This window comes from Streptococcus oralis (assembly GCF_001983955.1).
Classification (GTDB): domain Bacteria; phylum Bacillota; class Bacilli; order Lactobacillales; family Streptococcaceae; genus Streptococcus; species Streptococcus jiangnanensis.
Genome location: NZ_CP019562.1, coordinates 1,672,399 through 1,689,760, shown reverse-complemented (window position 1 = coordinate 1,689,760; position 17,362 = coordinate 1,672,399). Strand labels below are relative to the sequence as shown.

General features: G+C 40.8%; 16 protein-coding genes and 1 riboswitch. Of the genes, 10 read left to right on the top strand and 6 right to left on the bottom strand.

The window, feature by feature from the left end:
- Nucleotides 1-54: 54 nt before the first annotated feature.
- Nucleotides 55-1,494 (bottom strand): TrkH family potassium uptake protein, encoded by a 1,440-nt coding sequence (locus BWR56_RS08295; protein WP_033629314.1) that lies wholly within the window; start codon nucleotides 1,492-1,494, stop codon nucleotides 55-57.
- 3 nt (nucleotides 1,495-1,497) lie between these two features.
- The gene (trkA, locus tag BWR56_RS08290; protein WP_076984800.1) at nucleotides 1,498-2,847 is read right to left on the bottom strand and encodes a Trk system potassium transporter TrkA; all 1,350 of its coding nucleotides are present in this window, start codon (nucleotides 2,845-2,847) and stop codon (nucleotides 1,498-1,500) included.
- 400 nt (nucleotides 2,848-3,247) lie between these two features.
- Between trkA and BWR56_RS08280 the strand changes: the two genes are divergently transcribed.
- The 5 genes from BWR56_RS08280 (at nucleotide 3,248) to pheT (ending at nucleotide 9,227) form a co-directional block, all read left to right on the top strand.
- Nucleotides 3,248-3,751 carry a tRNA (cytidine(34)-2'-O)-methyltransferase gene (locus BWR56_RS08280; RefSeq protein ID WP_076984798.1) on the top strand — a complete coding sequence of 168 codons (504 nt, stop codon included), beginning with the start codon at nucleotides 3,248-3,250 and terminating at the stop codon, nucleotides 3,749-3,751.
- Nucleotides 3,752-3,791: 40 nt separating this feature from the next.
- Nucleotides 3,792-4,026, top strand: a riboswitch (FMN riboswitch).
- Nucleotides 4,027-4,179: 153 nt separating this feature from the next.
- The gene (locus tag BWR56_RS08275) at nucleotides 4,180-4,743 is read left to right on the top strand and encodes an ECF transporter S component (protein ID WP_076984797.1); all 564 of its coding nucleotides are present in this window, start codon (nucleotides 4,180-4,182) and stop codon (nucleotides 4,741-4,743) included.
- Nucleotides 4,733-5,383 (top strand): phosphatase PAP2 family protein, encoded by a 651-nt coding sequence (locus BWR56_RS08270; RefSeq protein WP_076984796.1) that lies wholly within the window; start codon nucleotides 4,733-4,735, stop codon nucleotides 5,381-5,383. Before BWR56_RS08275 ends, BWR56_RS08270 begins: the two co-directional genes overlap by 11 nt.
- 272 nt (nucleotides 5,384-5,655) lie before the next feature.
- Entirely contained in the window at nucleotides 5,656-6,702 is a 1,047-nt protein-coding gene (pheS, locus tag BWR56_RS08265; protein ID WP_076984904.1) for a phenylalanine--tRNA ligase subunit alpha, read from the top strand.
- A 119-nt stretch (nucleotides 6,703-6,821) separates the two neighbouring features.
- The gene (pheT, locus tag BWR56_RS08260) at nucleotides 6,822-9,227 is read left to right on the top strand and encodes a phenylalanine--tRNA ligase subunit beta (RefSeq protein WP_076984795.1); all 2,406 of its coding nucleotides are present in this window, start codon (nucleotides 6,822-6,824) and stop codon (nucleotides 9,225-9,227) included.
- A 117-nt stretch (nucleotides 9,228-9,344) separates the two neighbouring features.
- Here the strand turns inward: pheT and BWR56_RS08255 are convergent, their stop codons facing one another.
- Complete coding sequence (locus BWR56_RS08255) at nucleotides 9,345-10,250, bottom strand: alpha/beta fold hydrolase (RefSeq protein WP_049505175.1); 906 nt, start codon at nucleotides 10,248-10,250, stop codon at nucleotides 9,345-9,347.
- A 327-nt stretch (nucleotides 10,251-10,577) separates the two neighbouring features.
- Here BWR56_RS08255 and BWR56_RS08250 point away from each other — a divergent pair, with 327 nt between their 5' ends.
- From BWR56_RS08250 to rpsI, 4 genes are all read left to right on the top strand, one after another.
- Entirely contained in the window at nucleotides 10,578-11,471 is an 894-nt protein-coding gene (locus BWR56_RS08250; protein ID WP_049505174.1) for an ABC transporter ATP-binding protein, read from the top strand.
- Complete coding sequence (locus BWR56_RS08245) at nucleotides 11,468-12,667, top strand: ABC transporter permease (protein ID WP_049505173.1); 1,200 nt, start codon at nucleotides 11,468-11,470, stop codon at nucleotides 12,665-12,667. Before BWR56_RS08250 ends, BWR56_RS08245 begins: the two co-directional genes overlap by 4 nt.
- 210 nt (nucleotides 12,668-12,877) lie before the next feature.
- A complete protein-coding gene (gene rplM, locus BWR56_RS08240) occupies nucleotides 12,878-13,324 on the top strand; it encodes a 50S ribosomal protein L13 (protein WP_001044624.1) in 447 nt (148 codons plus the stop codon).
- A gap of 18 nt (nucleotides 13,325-13,342) precedes the next feature.
- Nucleotides 13,343-13,735: a 30S ribosomal protein S9 gene (rpsI, locus tag BWR56_RS08235; protein ID WP_000075969.1), complete on the top strand. Its 393-nt coding sequence runs from the start codon at nucleotides 13,343-13,345 to the stop codon at nucleotides 13,733-13,735.
- A gap of 336 nt (nucleotides 13,736-14,071) precedes the next feature.
- On the opposite strand, the gene BWR56_RS08230 is transcribed toward rpsI, so the two are convergent.
- From BWR56_RS08230 to BWR56_RS08220, 3 genes are read right to left on the bottom strand one after another with little or no spacing between them, the layout of a single operon-like run.
- A complete protein-coding gene (locus tag BWR56_RS08230; RefSeq protein ID WP_049505172.1) occupies nucleotides 14,072-14,737 on the bottom strand; it encodes a hypothetical protein in 666 nt (221 codons plus the stop codon).
- 60 nt (nucleotides 14,738-14,797) lie between these two features.
- Entirely contained in the window at nucleotides 14,798-15,634 is an 837-nt protein-coding gene (locus tag BWR56_RS08225; protein ID WP_049505171.1) for a VanW family protein, read from the bottom strand.
- Complete coding sequence (locus BWR56_RS08220; RefSeq protein WP_231110156.1) at nucleotides 15,618-16,154, bottom strand: YqeG family HAD IIIA-type phosphatase; 537 nt, start codon at nucleotides 16,152-16,154, stop codon at nucleotides 15,618-15,620. Before BWR56_RS08220 ends, BWR56_RS08225 begins: the two co-directional genes overlap by 17 nt.
- A 156-nt stretch (nucleotides 16,155-16,310) precedes the next feature.
- Here BWR56_RS08220 and BWR56_RS10010 point away from each other — a divergent pair, with 156 nt between their 5' ends.
- Complete coding sequence (locus BWR56_RS10010; RefSeq protein WP_241012785.1) at nucleotides 16,311-17,234, top strand: DUF6287 domain-containing protein; 924 nt, start codon at nucleotides 16,311-16,313, stop codon at nucleotides 17,232-17,234.
- Nucleotides 17,235-17,362: the final 128 nt, after the last annotated feature.

Sequence of the window (17,362 nt, the reverse complement as noted above, 5' to 3'; positions counted from 1 at the left end):
TTTAATAGAAAAATTCCCCTTCTACGAACTTGTAAAAGGGGGATTGTATTATCATTAGCGTTTAGACCAGGTACGTTTCATAAAGAGTAGCAAAATGGGGTATATCTCTAAGCGACCTGCAATCATTGCAAAGGAGAGGAGGATTTTAGAGATAGGACTAAAGATGGAAAAACTCGAGGTTGTACCTAGAATAGGTCCGATATTGTTAAAACAGCTGAAGACCGCACTGGTTACGACTAGAAAATCATTGCTATCAAGACTGACGATAAAGATGAGAGAGAGAATAATCATCATATAGATAGCAAAATATTTAAGAATTTTGTGCTGGGTATCCTTATCAATCACAGTTTTATTGACGTGTAGAGTCAAAACACGGTGAGGGGATAAAGTGGACAAAATCTGATTTTTTGCGATTTTAGAGAGGATAAGTCCTCTGATCACCTTAAGACCACCTGCAGTTGAGCCAGCTGATCCACCGATTCCCATGAGGAAGAGGAGGATAAATTGGGAGAAGAGGGGCCAGTTGGTAATATCTCCGTAACCAAAACCTGTTGTCGTGATGATATTGGAAACCTGGAAGAAGGCCATTTCAACACTCTTAGAGACACCTTGATAGAGGTGGAGTGTATTAAGCGTAATCAAGCCGGTAGAAACTAGAACAATGATGATATATGCTCGTAATTCTTCATCTCCAAAGAAAGCCTTAACCCGACGGAGCATGAGGTAGTAGTAGAGATTGAAGTTAACCCCAAAAACCAGAACGCCGATACTAACTAGATAGGTGATGAGTGAGCTACCGTAGTGGGCAATTCCGTCGTTATAGACGGTAAAGCCCCCAGTTCCTGCCGTTCCCATAGCGATGACAAAACTATCATAGAGAGGCATGCCTGCTAGATAGTAGATAACCACAAAAAGGGAGAAGAGAGCCAGATAAAGCAGATAGAGAATCTGGGCAGTGTTTTTTAGCTTGGATACGACCTTGCCAAAGACAGGTCCAGGGACCTCAGCCTTCATCACCTCCAAGTGACTATTCTTGGCATTGTCCATAATGGCAAGTGCAAAGACGAGTACCCCCATCCCTCCGATTAAGTGGGTGAAACTTCGCCAGAAGAGGAGGGAACGAGTGAGAACGGAAACATCGTTCAGAATAGTTGCTCCTGTAGTCGTAAATCCAGAACTGATTTCAAAGAAGGCATCAATAATGCTGGGGATTTGTCCTGAAAAGACAAAGGGGAGGCCTCCAAAGAAAGACCAGAGAATCCAACAGAGGGCAACAATTAAGACCCCTTCCTTGGCATAAATCCGTTGATTTTTCGGTTTCCGTAAAACGCCTAGACCACCGAGAAGGACTAAAATGCCAATCGTAGAAAAGAGAGCGATAAATACTTGACTGGATTCTTGGTAATAGATCGCTACACTAACAGGAACTAGGAGAAGAACAGCCTCAATCAAGAGAAGTTTTGAGAGGAGGTAACGAATCATACTTTTATTCATTTTTTACCTCTCAATCAAATCATAAATTTTGGTGATATTTGGCAATAAGGTCGTCACGAGTAACTTGTCTCCCACCTCAAGCATATCCTCTCCAGTAGGGAAGATTGTTTTTCCTTTTCGGATAATAGCTGCGATGAGAACCCCTTTTTTCAATTTCAACTGTGATAGAGGTTTGGCAGTCATTTTATTAGCTTCCTTGATTTGGAATTGGAGAGTTTCAATTTGACCGTTTGCTAGATGGTGCATGGCTTGAAGGTCTGAATACTGAGCGTTTACTCGACCACGGATAAAGTGCATAATGGTATCCACTGCGATGCTTTTTGGTGTGATGATACTTGAAAAATCAGGCGCGTGGATAATCTCTAAAAGGCTTGTTCGGTTGACCTTGGTGATATTCTTATGGACACCAACTCGGTCAAGAAACATAGAGGTGATGATATTTTCCTCATCAACTCCAGTCAAGGTTGCGACTGCATCATAGTGGGGAGCACTTTCTTCCAGCAAAATGTCTTTTGCAGTTCCATCTCCTTGGACAATATAGAGATTGGGAAACTTTTCACTGAAGAAACGAGCTCTTTCAGGATTGATCTCGATAATCTTGGTATCAATGCGACTGTCTTTTAAAATTCCGAGTAGATAATAAGCGATCTTTCCAGCCCCGACGATAAGCAAGCTTTTCACTGTACGAGATTTAAAATAGTTATGGAAAAGCATCATATCTACACGATTTCCCGTAACAAAAATCCTATCCTTGTCTTGGATAGTAACATCACCACTTGGAATCATCAGTTGATGATCTCTCTCCATAGCACAGACGATAACATTACCAAATTTTTTACGGAAGTCTGAGATTGGCATTTGACAAAGACCGCTAGAATCCTTGACAACAAACTCCATGAGACTGACCCGGCCTCCAGCAAATCGTTCGACAGAGAGGGCATTAGGGAAATCAATGATATTTGAGATCGCACGCGCTGCTAGGAGTTCTGGATTAACAATAAGTGAGAATCCAAGAATATTTTTCTCTTTAAAATAGGCATTGGAGTATTCAGGATTTCGTACCCGAACGATGGTTTCTTTAGCGCCCATTTTTTTAGCAAGTACCGCTGAAATCATATTTACTTCATCGTATTCGGTTAGAGCGATAAAGATATCACACTCTTGAACACCGGCTTGCTCCAAGATGGCAAAGTCAGCACCATTTCCAAGGAGACCTATGATATCAAAGCGACTGACAATGTGATTGAGGACAGCCTCATCTTGTTCGATGAGGACAACGTCATGGTTTTCTGCAACCAGTGAACGACAGAGGGCGAAACCAACTTTCCCTCCGCCAACAAGGACAATTTTCATATAAAAAACCTACTTTTTCATGATGTAACTATCATACCCTTTTTTAGCAAAAAATGCACTTGCTAAGGCGATTTTTAAGGGAAGAAAGGCCTTTTTCACGTTTTGAAGATACATTTGCTTAATTTCTATAACGATGTCTCCGATTTGGAGTGATATTACTCTCTTACTATCCCTTTTCAGAAAGGGAATGACCAAACATGAAAATATCATTAAAAAAAGTAAAAAAATCAAGTCATTTCTATTGACAATGATTCTGAAAGTGTTATACTAAGGAAGTAGTTTCGCTGATTTACTTCAAACCTGTTGTGAGGTAAGTTAACGATGCCTTAACCACGCTGTTTGCTGAGCTTGACTCCGGGCAGTGTGGCTATTTTTTTGCAATGATAAAAGGAAGCCAGTCATGACAAATCACATTGTATTATTTGAACCTCAGATTCCACAAAATACAGGTAACATCGCGCGTACTTGCGCTGCGACCAATTCTCCCCTCCACATCATCAAACCGATGGGATTTCCGATTGATGACCGCAAGATGAAGCGAGCTGGTTTGGACTACTGGGATAAGTTAGAGATTTATTTTTATGACAGCTTGGAAGATTTCATGTCTCAGATGAAGGGGAAACTCTATCTGATTTCGAAATTTGCTGAGAAGGTGTATTCTGAGGTAGATTTATCGACTGACGAGGACCATTATTTTCTCTTTGGACGTGAAGACAAGGGCTTGCCTGAGGACTTTATGCGAGACCATCCTGAGAAAGCTCTCCGTATTCCTATGAACGATGAACATGTCCGCAGTCTCAATGTTTCGAATACCGTCTGCATGATTGTTTATGAAGCCCTCCGCCAGCAGAACTTTGCAGGTCTTGAGCTTGTTCACACCTATGAAGCAGATAAATTGAAATAAACAAAATGCTTGCACTTGCAAGCGTTTTTTGTTATGATAAAGGGGTCTTCAGGGCTGGGTGAGATTCCCGACCGGCGGTGACTTTAACTAGGAAATGATCTTTTCCTTTTATACTTTGTTGACAAGCTTTGCCTAACCAGAAGTTATGCCTACAGCTTGTCGCCTAGTCTAAAAGAAAAATCTCAATTTCCATTCTCTTAAAGAAGTCCGCGAGCGCAAGCTGATGTGGTGCGATTCCACAACCGACAGTATAGTCTGGATGGGAGAAGACGAAAGAATGGCCTTGTCTGTTCGGATGAGTTTATAGATGAATTGCAACCGCTTGCTCAAAAGAGTGAGAGGGAACTTTTGGGATATAAAAAGTGAGAATAGATAGAGGGATCCTTTCCAACTTCTTCTGATTTTATAGAAAATTGGAGGAACCTGTTATGACAAACACACGTCGAATTTCGACCATTGCGATTTTATCAGCCATTTCATTTGTGCTGATGTACTTTGACTTTCCGCTCTTGCCAGCGGCAACCTTCCTCAAGATCGAGTTTAGTATCTTGCCAGTCCTTGTAGGCTTGGTGGTGATGGATTTGCCAGCTGCTCTAGGAATTCTCTTGATGCGCTCACTCTTGAAGTTGCTTCTGAATAGCCAAGGAGTGAATACCTACATTGGCTTGCCAATGAATATCGTAGCTTTGGGAGTTTTTGTTATCGTCTTTGGTTTGATTTGGAAAAAGGAACGTAGCACCCTTCGTTTCCTACTAGCATCTCTAGCGGGAACTATCGGCTTGACTTCTGCCATGTTGGTTCTCAACTATGTCTATGCGGTTCCTTTATACGCGCAGTTTGCCAACTTTGATATTAGAGAAATTATAGGACTTTCTAACTACTTGATGACCATGGTTTTACCTTTTAACCTGATTGAAGGTTTAATCTTTGCCGTTTCATTCTGGTTGTTATATGTCCTCTTGAAACCAACCTTAAAACATTATGAGAGATAAACAAACATTTTTAATGAAGGGCAGTTTTGCCCTTTTACTTTTCGTCCTTCTTGGCTATATGGTTAAGTTCTATCCTGAAACGCTGGTCGGTTTTGATCAACCGCTTCAGACAGCTATTCGTGGGGACTTGCCAGATTATTTGACAGTTCTGTTCCGAGCCCTTACGCATTTGATTGATATCCCAGTAATCATCACCTGGGTTGCCATCGCAGCCTTTATCTTTTATCGTAAGCAGTGGAAGATAGAAAGCTACTTCATGGCGGGTAATCTAGCCTTAGCTGGTCTTTTAATCGTGACCTTTAAAAATATCTACCAGCGCCCACGGCCAGCTATTTTACACTTGGTAGAGGAGAAGGGATTTTCTTTTCCAAGTGGGCATTCTCTGGCGGTGACGCTGATGGTAGGGACTTTGATTGTCATTCTCAGTCAACGGATTAAAGATCCGGTTTGGAGAAAAATTGTGCAAATCGTCCTTGGCTTCTACCTCGTCAGTGTACTGTTATCTCGGATCTATCTGGGAGTTCATTACCCATCAGATGTTCTTGCCAGTCTCTGTGTGGGCTTGGGAGTCTTGTTTATCGAATTTCCTTTCTATGACAAGCTTCGCTTCCAATGGCGATTTAAAGGAAAGCAGAAGTGAGATAGGTCTTGCAAGAATGGTAAAAATCTGATAAACTAAGTAGTAATTGAATAGGAATCCGCAAGACTAGTAACTCAAGGGAAGTATATCAGGGAGGAGAGCCGTGACTGCAAGCTCTCTATATGAAAGCTGGGTGAATTCACTTGCGCATGGATTTAGAAATGAAGGTCTGACTTGTCAGATGAAAACGGATGGTACCGCGTGTCAACGCTCCGAGTGGAGTTTTTGGCATGTGGTTTTCTTTTTATCTACGAGAGACTGATGGAGGAATTATGTCAACTATTGAAGAACAATTAAAATCGCTTCGCGAAGAAACGCTGGCTAGCTTGAAGCAGATTACTGCTGAAAATGAAAAAGAGATGCAAGATTTGCGTGTCTCTGTCCTTGGTAAAAAAGGGTCGCTTACGGAAATCCTCAAAGGGATGAAAGATGTCTCTGCTGAGATGCGCCCAATCATCGGGAAACATGTTAATGAAGCTCGTGATGTTTTGACCGCAGCCTTTGAAGAAACAGCTAAGCTCTTGGAAGAAAAGAAAGTTGCTGCACAATTAGCAAGCGAGAGTATCGATGTAACGCTTCCAGGCCGCCCTGTTGCGACTGGTCACCGTCACGTTTTGACACAAACCAGTGAGGAAATCGAAGATATTTTCATCGGGATGGGTTACCAAGTCGTGGATGGTTTTGAAGTGGAGCAAGACTACTACAACTTTGAGCGTATGAATCTTCCAAAAGATCACCCAGCTCGCGATATGCAGGATACTTTCTACATCACAGAAGAAATCTTACTCCGTACTCACACGTCACCTGTTCAAGCGCGTGCTATGGATGCTCATGATTTTTCAAAAGGTCCTTTGAAGATGATCTCACCAGGACGTGTGTTCCGTCGTGACACAGACGATGCGACCCATAGTCACCAATTCCACCAAATCGAAGGATTGGTTGTTGGAAAAAACATCTCTATGGCTGACCTTCAAGGAACGCTTCAGTTGATCGTCCAAAAGATGTTCGGTGAAGAGCGTCAGATCCGTTTGCGTCCATCTTATTTCCCATTCACAGAGCCATCTGTTGAGGTGGATGTTTCCTGCTTCAAGTGTGGTGGAGAAGGCTGTAACGTATGTAAGAAAACAGGTTGGATCGAGATTATGGGTGCCGGTATGGTTCACCCACGTGTCCTTGAAATGAGTGGTATCGATGCGACTGTTTACTCTGGCTTTGCCTTTGGTCTTGGACAAGAACGTGTCGCCATGCTTCGTTACGGAATCAACGATATCCGTGGATTCTACCAAGGAGATGTTCGCTTCTCAGAACAGTTTAAATAAGATTGAAACCTGAAATACACTCCTAGTCATTTTCTCTCGATGAGAATGGTGAGGACTGACTCGAAGAAAAAGAAAGGAATTGAAAAGGTCTTACTCGGTGAGATCTTACAATCAGAATTATGCTTGTATCTTATAAATGGTTAAAAGAATTGGTGGACATTGATGTGCCATCACAAGAGTTGGCTGAGAAAATGTCAACTACAGGGATTGAGGTCGAAGGTGTCGAATCACCAGCTGCCGGTCTCTCAAAAATTGTCGTCGGTGAGGTCTTGTCTTGCGAAGATGTGCCAGAAACACACTTGCATGTCTGTCAGGTTAACGTTGGCGAAGAAGAAGCCCGTCAAATCGTTTGTGGTGCCCCAAATGTGCGCGTAGGCATCAAGGTTATGGTGGCTCTTCCAGGTGCTCGCATTGCGGACAACTACAAGATTAAAAAAGGAAAAATCCGTGGTTTGGAATCACTCGGAATGATCTGCTCACTTGGTGAATTAGGGATTTCTGACTCCGTTGTACCTAAGGAATTTGCAGATGGGATCCAAATCTTGCCTCAAGATGCTGTTCCTGGGGATGAAGTCTTCTCTTATTTAGACTTGGATGATGAAATTATTGAACTTTCCATCACGCCTAACCGTGCAGACGCTCTTTCTATGCGTGGGGTAGCTCACGAAGTAGCAGCTATCTATGACAAGGCAGTCAACTTTAAGGAATTCAGTTTAACAGAAACAGACCAAGCCGCAGCAGATGCCCTTTCTGTCAGCATTGAAACAGACAAGGCGCCTTACTATGCGGCCCGTATCTTGGACAATGTGACCATCGCACCAAGTCCACAATGGTTGCAAAACCTTCTCATGAACGAAGGGATTCGTCCGATTAACAATGTCGTAGACGTAACCAACTACATCCTGCTTTACTTTGGTCAACCGATGCATGCCTTTGACTTGGATACCTTTGAAGGGACTGACATCCGTGTGCGTGAAGCGCGTGCTGGTGAAAAATTGGTGCCCTTAGATGGTGAAGAGCGTGACTTGGAAACAAATGACTTAGTCATCACTGTCGCTGACAAACCAGTAGCCCTTGCAGGTGTCATGGGGGGTCAAGCAACAGAAATATCTGAAAATTCTAGTCGTGTTGTCCTTGAAGCGGCTGTTTTCAATGGTAAATCCATCCGCAAGACTAGCGGACGCCTTAACCTTCGTTCGGAATCATCTTCTCGCTTTGAAAAAGGGATCAACGTGGCAACTGTTAATGAAGCCCTTGATGCGGCGGCTAGCATGATTGCTAATCTTGCAGGTGCGACAGTGCGTAAGGGCATCGTTTCAGCAGGAGCGCTTGATACTTCTGATGTGGAAGTTTCTTCGACTCTTGCAGACGTCAACCGTGTCCTTGGTACGGAACTTTCATATGCTGATGTCGAAGATGTCTTCCGTCGTCTTGGCTTTGGCCTTTCTGGCAATGCTGAAGCCTTTACAGTCAGCGTACCCCGTCGTCGTTGGGATATCACCATCGAAGCGGACCTCTTTGAAGAAATCGCCCGTATCTATGGTTATGATCGCTTGCCAACTAGTCTTCCAAAAGATGATGGTACAGCTGGCGAATTGACTGCGACACAAAAATTGCGCCGTCAAGTTCGTACCATCGCTGAAGGAGCAGGTTTGACAGAAATCATCACCTACGCTCTGACAACTCCTGAAAAAGCAGTTGAGTTTACGGCTCAACCAAGTAACCTTACAGAACTCATGTGGCCAATGACAGTGGACCGTTCTGTCCTCCGTCAAAATATGGTCTCAGGTATCCTTGATACCGTTGCCTACAACGTGGCTCGTAAGAACAAAAACTTGGCTCTTTACGAGATTGGAAAAGTTTTTGAACAAACAGGCGATCCAAAAGAAGAATTACCAAACGAAATCAACAGTTTTGCCCTCGCCTTGACAGGCTTGGTTGCTGAAAAAGACTTCCAAACAGCAGCAGTTCCAGTTGATTTCTTCTATGCTAAGGGAATCCTTGAAGCGCTCTTTACTCGCTTGGGACTAGAAGTGACTTATACAGCAACAGCTGAGATTGCTAGCCTTCACCCAGGACGTACAGCCGTGATTTCACTCGGTGACCAAGTTCTTGGTTTCCTTGGCCAAGTGCATCCGGTCACTGCCAAGGCTTATGATATTCCAGAAACGTATGTAGCGGAGCTCAACCTTTCAGCCATTGAAGCTGCCCTTCAACCAGCTGATCCATTTGTGGAAATCACAAAATTCCCAGCAGTCAGCCGTGACGTGGCCCTACTTCTCAAGGCAGAAGTCACTCACCAAGAAGTTGTAGACGCAATCCGAGCTGCCGGCGTGAAACGTTTGACAGATATCAAACTCTTTGACGTCTTCTCGGGCGAAAAACTGGGAGTTGGCATGAAGTCAATGGCCTATAGCTTGACCTTCCAAAATCCAGAAGACAGCTTAACGGACGAAGAAGTCGCACGCTATATGGAAAAAATCCAAGCATCACTCGAAGAAAAAGTCAATGCAGAAGTACGTTAACTCATCAATCCATCCTTCGGGGTGGGTTTTTTAGTAGAAAAAATCATCAAGCTTTAGCCTGATGATTGAATCAAATTGACGGGGAAACAACTCCTTTTTAATACTGTTACAAGATGATCAGACATCGATATTTTTTGTCATCCAATCAGCTATGAAGTGATAGGTATCGTTTCGATTATTCTCGTTTAGAATTTCGTGACGAGCCTCTTCAACTAATCGGAGACTTACTTTCGAATGTGAAGCCTTTAGGAGTTTTACAAATCTTTCTATACCTTTACCATTTTCGCCTAGAGGGTCTTCTTGTCCCGAAATCACAAGAATTGGGAGTTGGGTTGGAATCTCATCGATTACTTGTTTACTCGCTACTTGGTTAGAAAAGTAAAAAATAGATCGGTACATGGGAATAGTAGGTATGAATTGACAGAATGGATCCTTCAGATAAGCTTGGTTGGATTCTTCATTTTTTGAGAGCCAATCGACAGATGTTTTAGGATTTTTAATAGTTCGATTAAAGCTATCAGTTGATAGATAAGTCAAGAGTTTACTACGGTGTTTATTCCCTTTTATAAGTCGAATGCATTCTGTTAAGATAAGAGCGAATCGAGTCAGAAATTGAGGTTGTTGGCCAGTTCCCATGATGATCAAGGCATTGATAGGTGGTTTTCTTTTAGCTGCATAATAGCGACACATAAGAGACCCCATAGAATGCCCTAAAAGGACGATTGGGAGTCCTGTATAACTTTCTTGAATGAAGGAGGTCACTCTTTCAATATCATCGATGAGTTCCTCGGGAGATTCAGGAAAGACTCCGAGTTGACTTGGATTTTGAGCAGTATAGCCGTGGCCGAGATGATCATGGCCGATAACAGTAAAGCCTTCTTTATTCATAGCTAGAGCAAATTCTTCATATCGTTCTACGTATTCTACCATGCCATGTACAATCTGAAGAACGGCTTTTGGCTGTTCAGCTTCCCAAATGATTAAGTTATTGTTGTTTGGTTCGAGTTTAAGTCTTTTTTTCATATCAGATTCCTAGCCTATGATAATCTATAGTCTATCAAAATTATACAATAAAATAGTACGATAAGCTAGGCAGAATGATGAAGATTAGTAGCAACAATTCGGGACTAAAAATGAACATTTGAGGACATAGCCAACGGATTTATCAAGAAATGAGTATAATAAATTTATCACTTAAAATCTGGAGGACTAAAATGCTTGGTGATAAGCTAATAAAGTTCCTATCCAGAAAATATCCTTCTTGAAATCAAAATTTAAAAATGGACATAAATCGTTGTAAAGGCTATCAAAAAGGAGTATAATAAGTGCAACATATTTCGGAGGTGGAAGATGCTAGAAGTAAGAAATCTAGAGAAAAGTTTCGGTTCCAAGCAAGTCTTGTTTGGTGTCGATTTTCAGGCAAGTCCAGGACGAATTCTAGGGCTGGTCGGAAAAAATGGTGCTGGGAAAACAACGATTTTCCACAGTATTTTGAAATTTTTGGAGTACCAAGGAGAGATCAGTCTGGATGGGCAGGAGATTCGTCAGGAAACCTACGCTCGGATAGGTTATTTGCCTGAAGAACGCAGTCTCATGCCCAAGTTGACAGTCCTTGAGCAAGTTCGCTACCTGGCTACTCTGAAAGGCATGGATGCCAAGGAGGTCAAGGAAAAACTCCCTCAATGGATGGAAAAACTAGAAGTTAAGGGGAAATTAACAGACAAGATCAAGAGTCTCTCAAAAGGGAATCAGCAGAAAATCCAACTGATTATTACTCTAATCCATGAACCAGACTTGATTATTCTGGATGAGCCTTTTAGTGGACTGGATCCAGTCAATACTGAGTTGCTCAAGCAGGTCATCTTAAAAGAAAAAGAGCGTGGTGCAACCATTATCTTTTCAGACCATGTCATGACCAATGTCGAGGAGCTTTGCGATGATATTCTCATGATTCGAGATGGGCGTGTAGTCTTGCATGGACCGGTCCAAGAAGTTCGCAATCAATACGGGAAAACGCGTCTCTTTGTTTCAAGTGAACGAAGCAAGGAAGAATTGGAAAATCTTCCTCATGTCAAACAGGTGAGCTTGACCAAGCAAGGTAGTTGGAAATTGATCCTAGATGATGAAAGTGCTGGAAGGGAACTCTTCCCAATCCTCACTCAAGGTCAATATATTGCGACCTTTGACCAACAGGCTCCAACAATCGATGAAATCTTTAAACTAGAATCAGGGGTGGAAGTATGAGAAATATGTGGGTTGTAATGAAGGAAACCTATCTTCGACATGTCAAGTCGTGGAGTTTCTTCTTTATGGTGATTTCGCCGTTCCTCTTTTTAGCCTTATCTGTAGGAATCGGCTTTCTCCAAGGGTCTTCTATGGCCAAGAATAGCAAGATAGCAGTAGTAACAACTGTGCCATCTGTGGAAGAAGGGCTCAAGGGTACCAATGGTATCAACTTTGATTATAAGGATGAAGCCAGTGCCCAGGCTGCTATCAAGGATGAGAAAATCAAAGGTTACCTAACCATTGACCAAGAGGACAGTGTCCTCAAGGCCGTCTATCATGGTGAAACTTCTCTTGAAACAGGCATCAAACTAGCAGTAACCAATAAGTTAAACGAACTGCAATACCAACTCAATCGTTCGGCAGCCAATTTGTCTCAAGAACAGGAAAAACGCCTGAGTCAAACTGTTGATTTTACTGAGAAGATTGATGAATCTAAGGAAAACAAAAAAATTGTTCAAACCATTGCGGCCGCAGGGCTTGGTTTCTTCCTTTATATGATTTTGATTACCTATGCTAGTGTCACTGCTCAGGAAGTAGCTAGCGAGAAAGGAACCAAAATCATGGAGGTGGTCTTCTCTAGTATCCGAGCTAGTCATTATTTCTACGCTCGCATGCTAGCTCTACTTCTTGTGATTTTGACTCATATTGGCATTTACGTCGTAGGTGGACTTGCTGCCATTCTGCTCTTTAAAGATATCCCTATCTTGGCACAATCTGGGATTTTAAATCATCTAGGAGAGGCCTTCTCGCTCAATACCTTATTGTTTGTCTTGGTTAGCCTCTTTATGTACGTTGTTTTAGCAGCCTTTCTAGGCTCTATGGTTTCTCGCCCTGAGGATTCAGGAAAGGCCTTGTCGCCATTGATGATCTTGATTATAGCAGGATTTGTCGGAGTGACTGCTCTAGGTGCTGCTGGGGATAATTTAGTTCTGAAAATTGGTTCCTATATTCCTTTCATCTCGACCTTCTTTATGCCATTTAGAGCTATAAATGGGTATGCGAGTGGTCTAGAAGCTTGGATTTCCCTTGCTATAACGGTTGTCTTTGCAGTTACTGCGACAGCCTTTATCGGCCGCATGTATGCTAGTCTAGTCCTTCAAACAGATGATTTGGGAATCTGGAAAACCTTTAAACGTGCCTTAGCTTATAAATAGGAGATCCTCGCAAAAGCGAGGTTTTTCTAGATGTTAAACACTGAAATCGGCAAAAATATTTTTCATATCTATTGACTTTTAGTAGTAAAATTTGGTATGATAGTAGACGGTATTGTTTACCCCATTTGTAAGGCCCCGGAACCTTTCAAATACCCCGCGGACCGGAACATCCGCCCTGTAAACAAAAACGATATTCATATAGGAGAAATCATGAACAAAACTACATTCATGGCTAAACCAGGCCAAGTAGAACGCAAATGGTACGTTGTTGACGCAACTGATGTACCTCTTGGACGCCTTTCAGCAGTTGTTGCTAGCGTACTTCGCGGAAAAAACAAACCAACATTCACACCACACACTGATACAGGTGACTTCGTAATCGTTATCAATGCTGAAAAAGTTAAATTGACTGGTAAAAAAGCAACTGATAAGATCTACTACACTCACTCAAACCACCCAGGTGGATTGAAACAAATCTCTGCTGGTGAACTTCGTTCTAAAAATGCAGTACGTTTGATCGAAAAATCAGTTAAAGGTATGCTTCCACACAATACTCTTGGCCGCGCTCAAGGTATGAAATTGAAAGTATTCGTTGGAGCTGAGCACACTCACGCTGCACAACAACCAGAAGTTCTTGATATTTCAGGACTTATCTAAGGAAAGGAACAATAAAGTATGTCACAAGCACAATATGCAGGTACTGGACGTCGTAAAAACGCTGTTGCACGCGTTCGCCTTGTTCCAGGAACTGGTAAAATCACTGTTAACAAAAAAGATGTTGAAGAGTACATCCCGCACGCTGACCTTCGTCTTGTTATCAACCAACCATTCGCAGTTACTTCAACTGTAGGTTCATACGACGTTTTCGTTAACGTTGTAGGTGGTGGATACGCTGGTCAAGCAGGAGCTATCCGTCACGGTATCGCTCGTGCCCTTCTTCAAGTAGACCCAGACTTCCGCGATTCATTGAAACGCGCAGGACTTCTTACACGTGACTCACGTAAAGTTGAGCGTAAGAAGCCAGGTCTTAAGAAAGCTCGTAAAGCATCACAATTTAGTAAACGTTAATTCGAGAGAATTACTATACTTACAGAGAGCACCTTCCGAGGTGCTCTTTTTTTTATACTTTCTTACTAAATTGGTGCAATTGACACAGTTGTTGCGACTTTAGTCGCTTACAAATGTGGCTGCAATCTGACAAAGTCAGTTGCCTCAAAACGTTAATCAATACGATACTATCAACGTTTCAAAGCACTCAAGAGTTATCTCTTGATTTTTTTAATGATTGCTAGTTTAGAATTATAATAATTGAATTATCGGAGTAAAATAAAAATTACCTTCCAAAAGTCAGATATAAAAATCTAATTTCTGGAGGGTAAATTCACTCTGAAAATCTATTTTAAATTATCTACCTATATAATCACAAACATTATTAATCTGCTTATGAATATCAGATCCAAATTTTTCTTCAAAAAATGCACTGCCAACTGTAAAGGCCCATGGATTCGTTTCTATTACTTCATCCAAACGTTCATAACAATCAATACTTCCAGCTAAACAAACTGGTGCTTGAATTTCTTGGACAAAAGCTTTACTCAATGCTACTGGATCACCAGTGTATCGATAACCTAGCAAATCGATACCGTAGACACCTTTTTCAAGGTATTCTCTCGCTTGTGCAATCATACTTTCTATGGAACCTTCAAGAACAGATGGACGTCCAGTGATTTGGCCAACAAATGGCATATATTTGATTTGGTTATCTTTGCAAAACTGGTTGATAGAATCAAAGAAAACTGTTCCCATCAACACATCACACCCACATTCTTTTGCAATCTGTGCACCGTGAAGTCCACTTTCTTCATCATACTCAACAACTTCAAGAAAAGTAGTTTTACCACAAGCCTTCATTTCTGAAAATAGAGCCTTCATTTCTGAAATTGGGAGAGGTCTTTCTTTAAAACCCCAACATTGAGCCTTAGAATTCTTACATACTTCGAAGATGTCACGTGCATTTTCAATAGTGTGATCATTATGCGTCAGCATAACAATTAATTTAGGTGAGTTCATAAAAGTTCCTTTTTAACTTTTAATCTGAATACTATAGATTGGAAAATAAAAGGATTCAGATTATTGTTTAATCATTTCTTTAGGGATAAGATCAGGATCATACATTACTTTTGAATGATTTTTCAGAACAAGCTCTTTTTCCAAAGTCTGTTCAGTGATACGGTCCAGTTTTTCACGATAAATCAAAGAGTTACGATAGTAATGGTCCCCTTCTTTTTTGAAGTGGTGATTTTCTTCAACAATTTGATAAGTGAAGGGGAATTGTGATTCGCTACGTAATTCTCCAAATAGAATTTCATTTTCTACCCATATTCGTAGCTGAATGATTTGTTCAGTGTTGTTTTTGAAACGATAGTCCTGATGATTATATTGAACAGACGTTCCGTTAGAAAATGGTTTTCGTGTGTCCTTGTCTGGATCCAGTGCATCCGAATGAGCATGGAATTCCGTAATTTCCATAGGGCTATGGACGATTAAAAGATGAAGTAGGTTAGCTAAATTGCATAGACCTCCTCCAATGCCAGATTGTACTTTCTCGTTGACAATTACTCGTCCCTCTTGGTAACCTTTTCTCTTTGTTATATTTCCAACTAAACTCCAAAAAGAAAATTCTTCTCCAGGATAAATCATAATATGATTTAAAGTTTGGGCTGCAATTTGAATGTTAGTTGCTTTCCCTTTTTGAAGGTTGATATCAATACCTGGGCCATGTTTTATTAACTGAGTAGAGTATGATGATACCAAGTTAGGTAGAAGTTTTTCTTGACGTACTTTTGAAAATTTTTTACCTTGCTTGAAGTTTTGAATATGTCGTTTGAGATTTTCTTTCTTGAGAGAAATTTTATATGTGATGGGACTAATCTCACAAAACAAAAGATCTTTATTCCAAAAAACCATGTGGATTCTCCTTCTTGAGTAAATCTAGATCTGTATTTTTTTGTCTTAAAAGAGGATAAGTCGATAGTAGAAGTTTTTCCACCCATCGTTTTTTACCAATTCCTCCCTCTTTAGGATCATATAAAAAATCAACTAAGATAGTAGGTATATTAGCTCGGCTAGCACCTAACACATCTGTAAAAAGTTGATCTCCAATCATCACTGTTTCAAAAGACTCTAGATTCATAATTTCAAGAGCTTTTATGAAGTTTTTTGGATTGGGTTTTTCTGATATAGGAATATAAGGGACGGCAAGATGTTGATTGAATTCGGATATTCTTTCTTCGTCGTTATTTGACAAAAGAAAGAGATGGAAACCAAGGTTTTTCAGTTTTTGGAAAAGTTCAATAACCTGTTCTGTTGCAGGAGCGCCATGCATCACAAGAGTTTGATCTATATCGAAAATTAATCCTTTAAAACCAATTTGATATAATCTTTGATAGGGAATATCAAAGACGGTTTTTGCTCTTGCTGCAGGCATAAATGGGAACATATAGTGCATAGCCTCTCATTGTGTTTATATATTAATAATTCTAGCACATATGCTTCGGGAGGTCAACCAGTCTAGAAGTAGCCGAGTTTGGTTTTTAAGCTTTATATGATACAATTAAGGAAAAATAATATAAAGGTGTTAGAAATGAAAATAGGAAAGATAATTAAAAGAACTGAAGATACTGTTTATATTGGTTATAATAATGGAAGTTTTCAAAAGTCTGCTATTGAGAATTGTGAATTTGAGCCCAAAATCGGGGATATTGTTCATATCTATGAGGATTTAGTTGTAAAACTTGAAGCTAAAAATGCTGCTTTTACTTATAAACCGAAGCATAAGATCATTAGTATTGAAGATGGGCTTGCTAGAATACAGCTGAATACAGGGGATGAACTACTTATTCCAATTCGTGAGCTGAATTTTCAACCTAAATTAAATCAATTAGTTGAGATTTATCAGGATGCTGATGAAATTATTGTTCTACGATCGAAAAAAAAAGGCATCAACTGGCTGTTGCTTTTGTCATGTTCCTTAATTCCTATAGTACTGATAAGTTTTATGTTCTTCTTTAATCATAAGAAGCAAGATACAGAAGCAGTAAGTACTACAACAGAACAGGTTTCTACTAGTAGTACGACAACGACAAGTACAACAAGTGCAACAACGACTACTAGTTTAACAACTACTCAAGATAGTGTTACGACTACGGAGGAAAAACCTTCGACACAAGAAGAGCAAACGAATGCTGAGTCACAAAAAATAGATGAGCAAGCCATTCTAAATGGAGATTTCTCTACTCTAGTCGGAACTTGGAGAAATGAGCTTGGACAAGAGTTTACATTCGATAAAAATGGATTAGTAAACAGTGGAAATATTGAGAAAGTGAGCATGGGTAACGATGGAAGTATTAATTTCAGTATTAGAGCAGGTTCCTCAGGGTATGGAATGAGTATTTATCCTGCAGGGAGCACTATGAAGTGGGTTGATTCTGATTCAAGTAAAAACAGGCTTATTGCTGGGCAAGCTGCTCCAACTAGCTCAGAACAAGTTTTTTATAAAGTAGACTGAATGATTAACCATCTCATCAAATTTGAGATGTTTTTCTTCTTTATTTGTAAGTCATGATCATTTTATGAAGCTGAAGCAAGTAGGGTTTAAAGTGGGATTTTCCCACTAGACAATCGTCCACTTTTTTT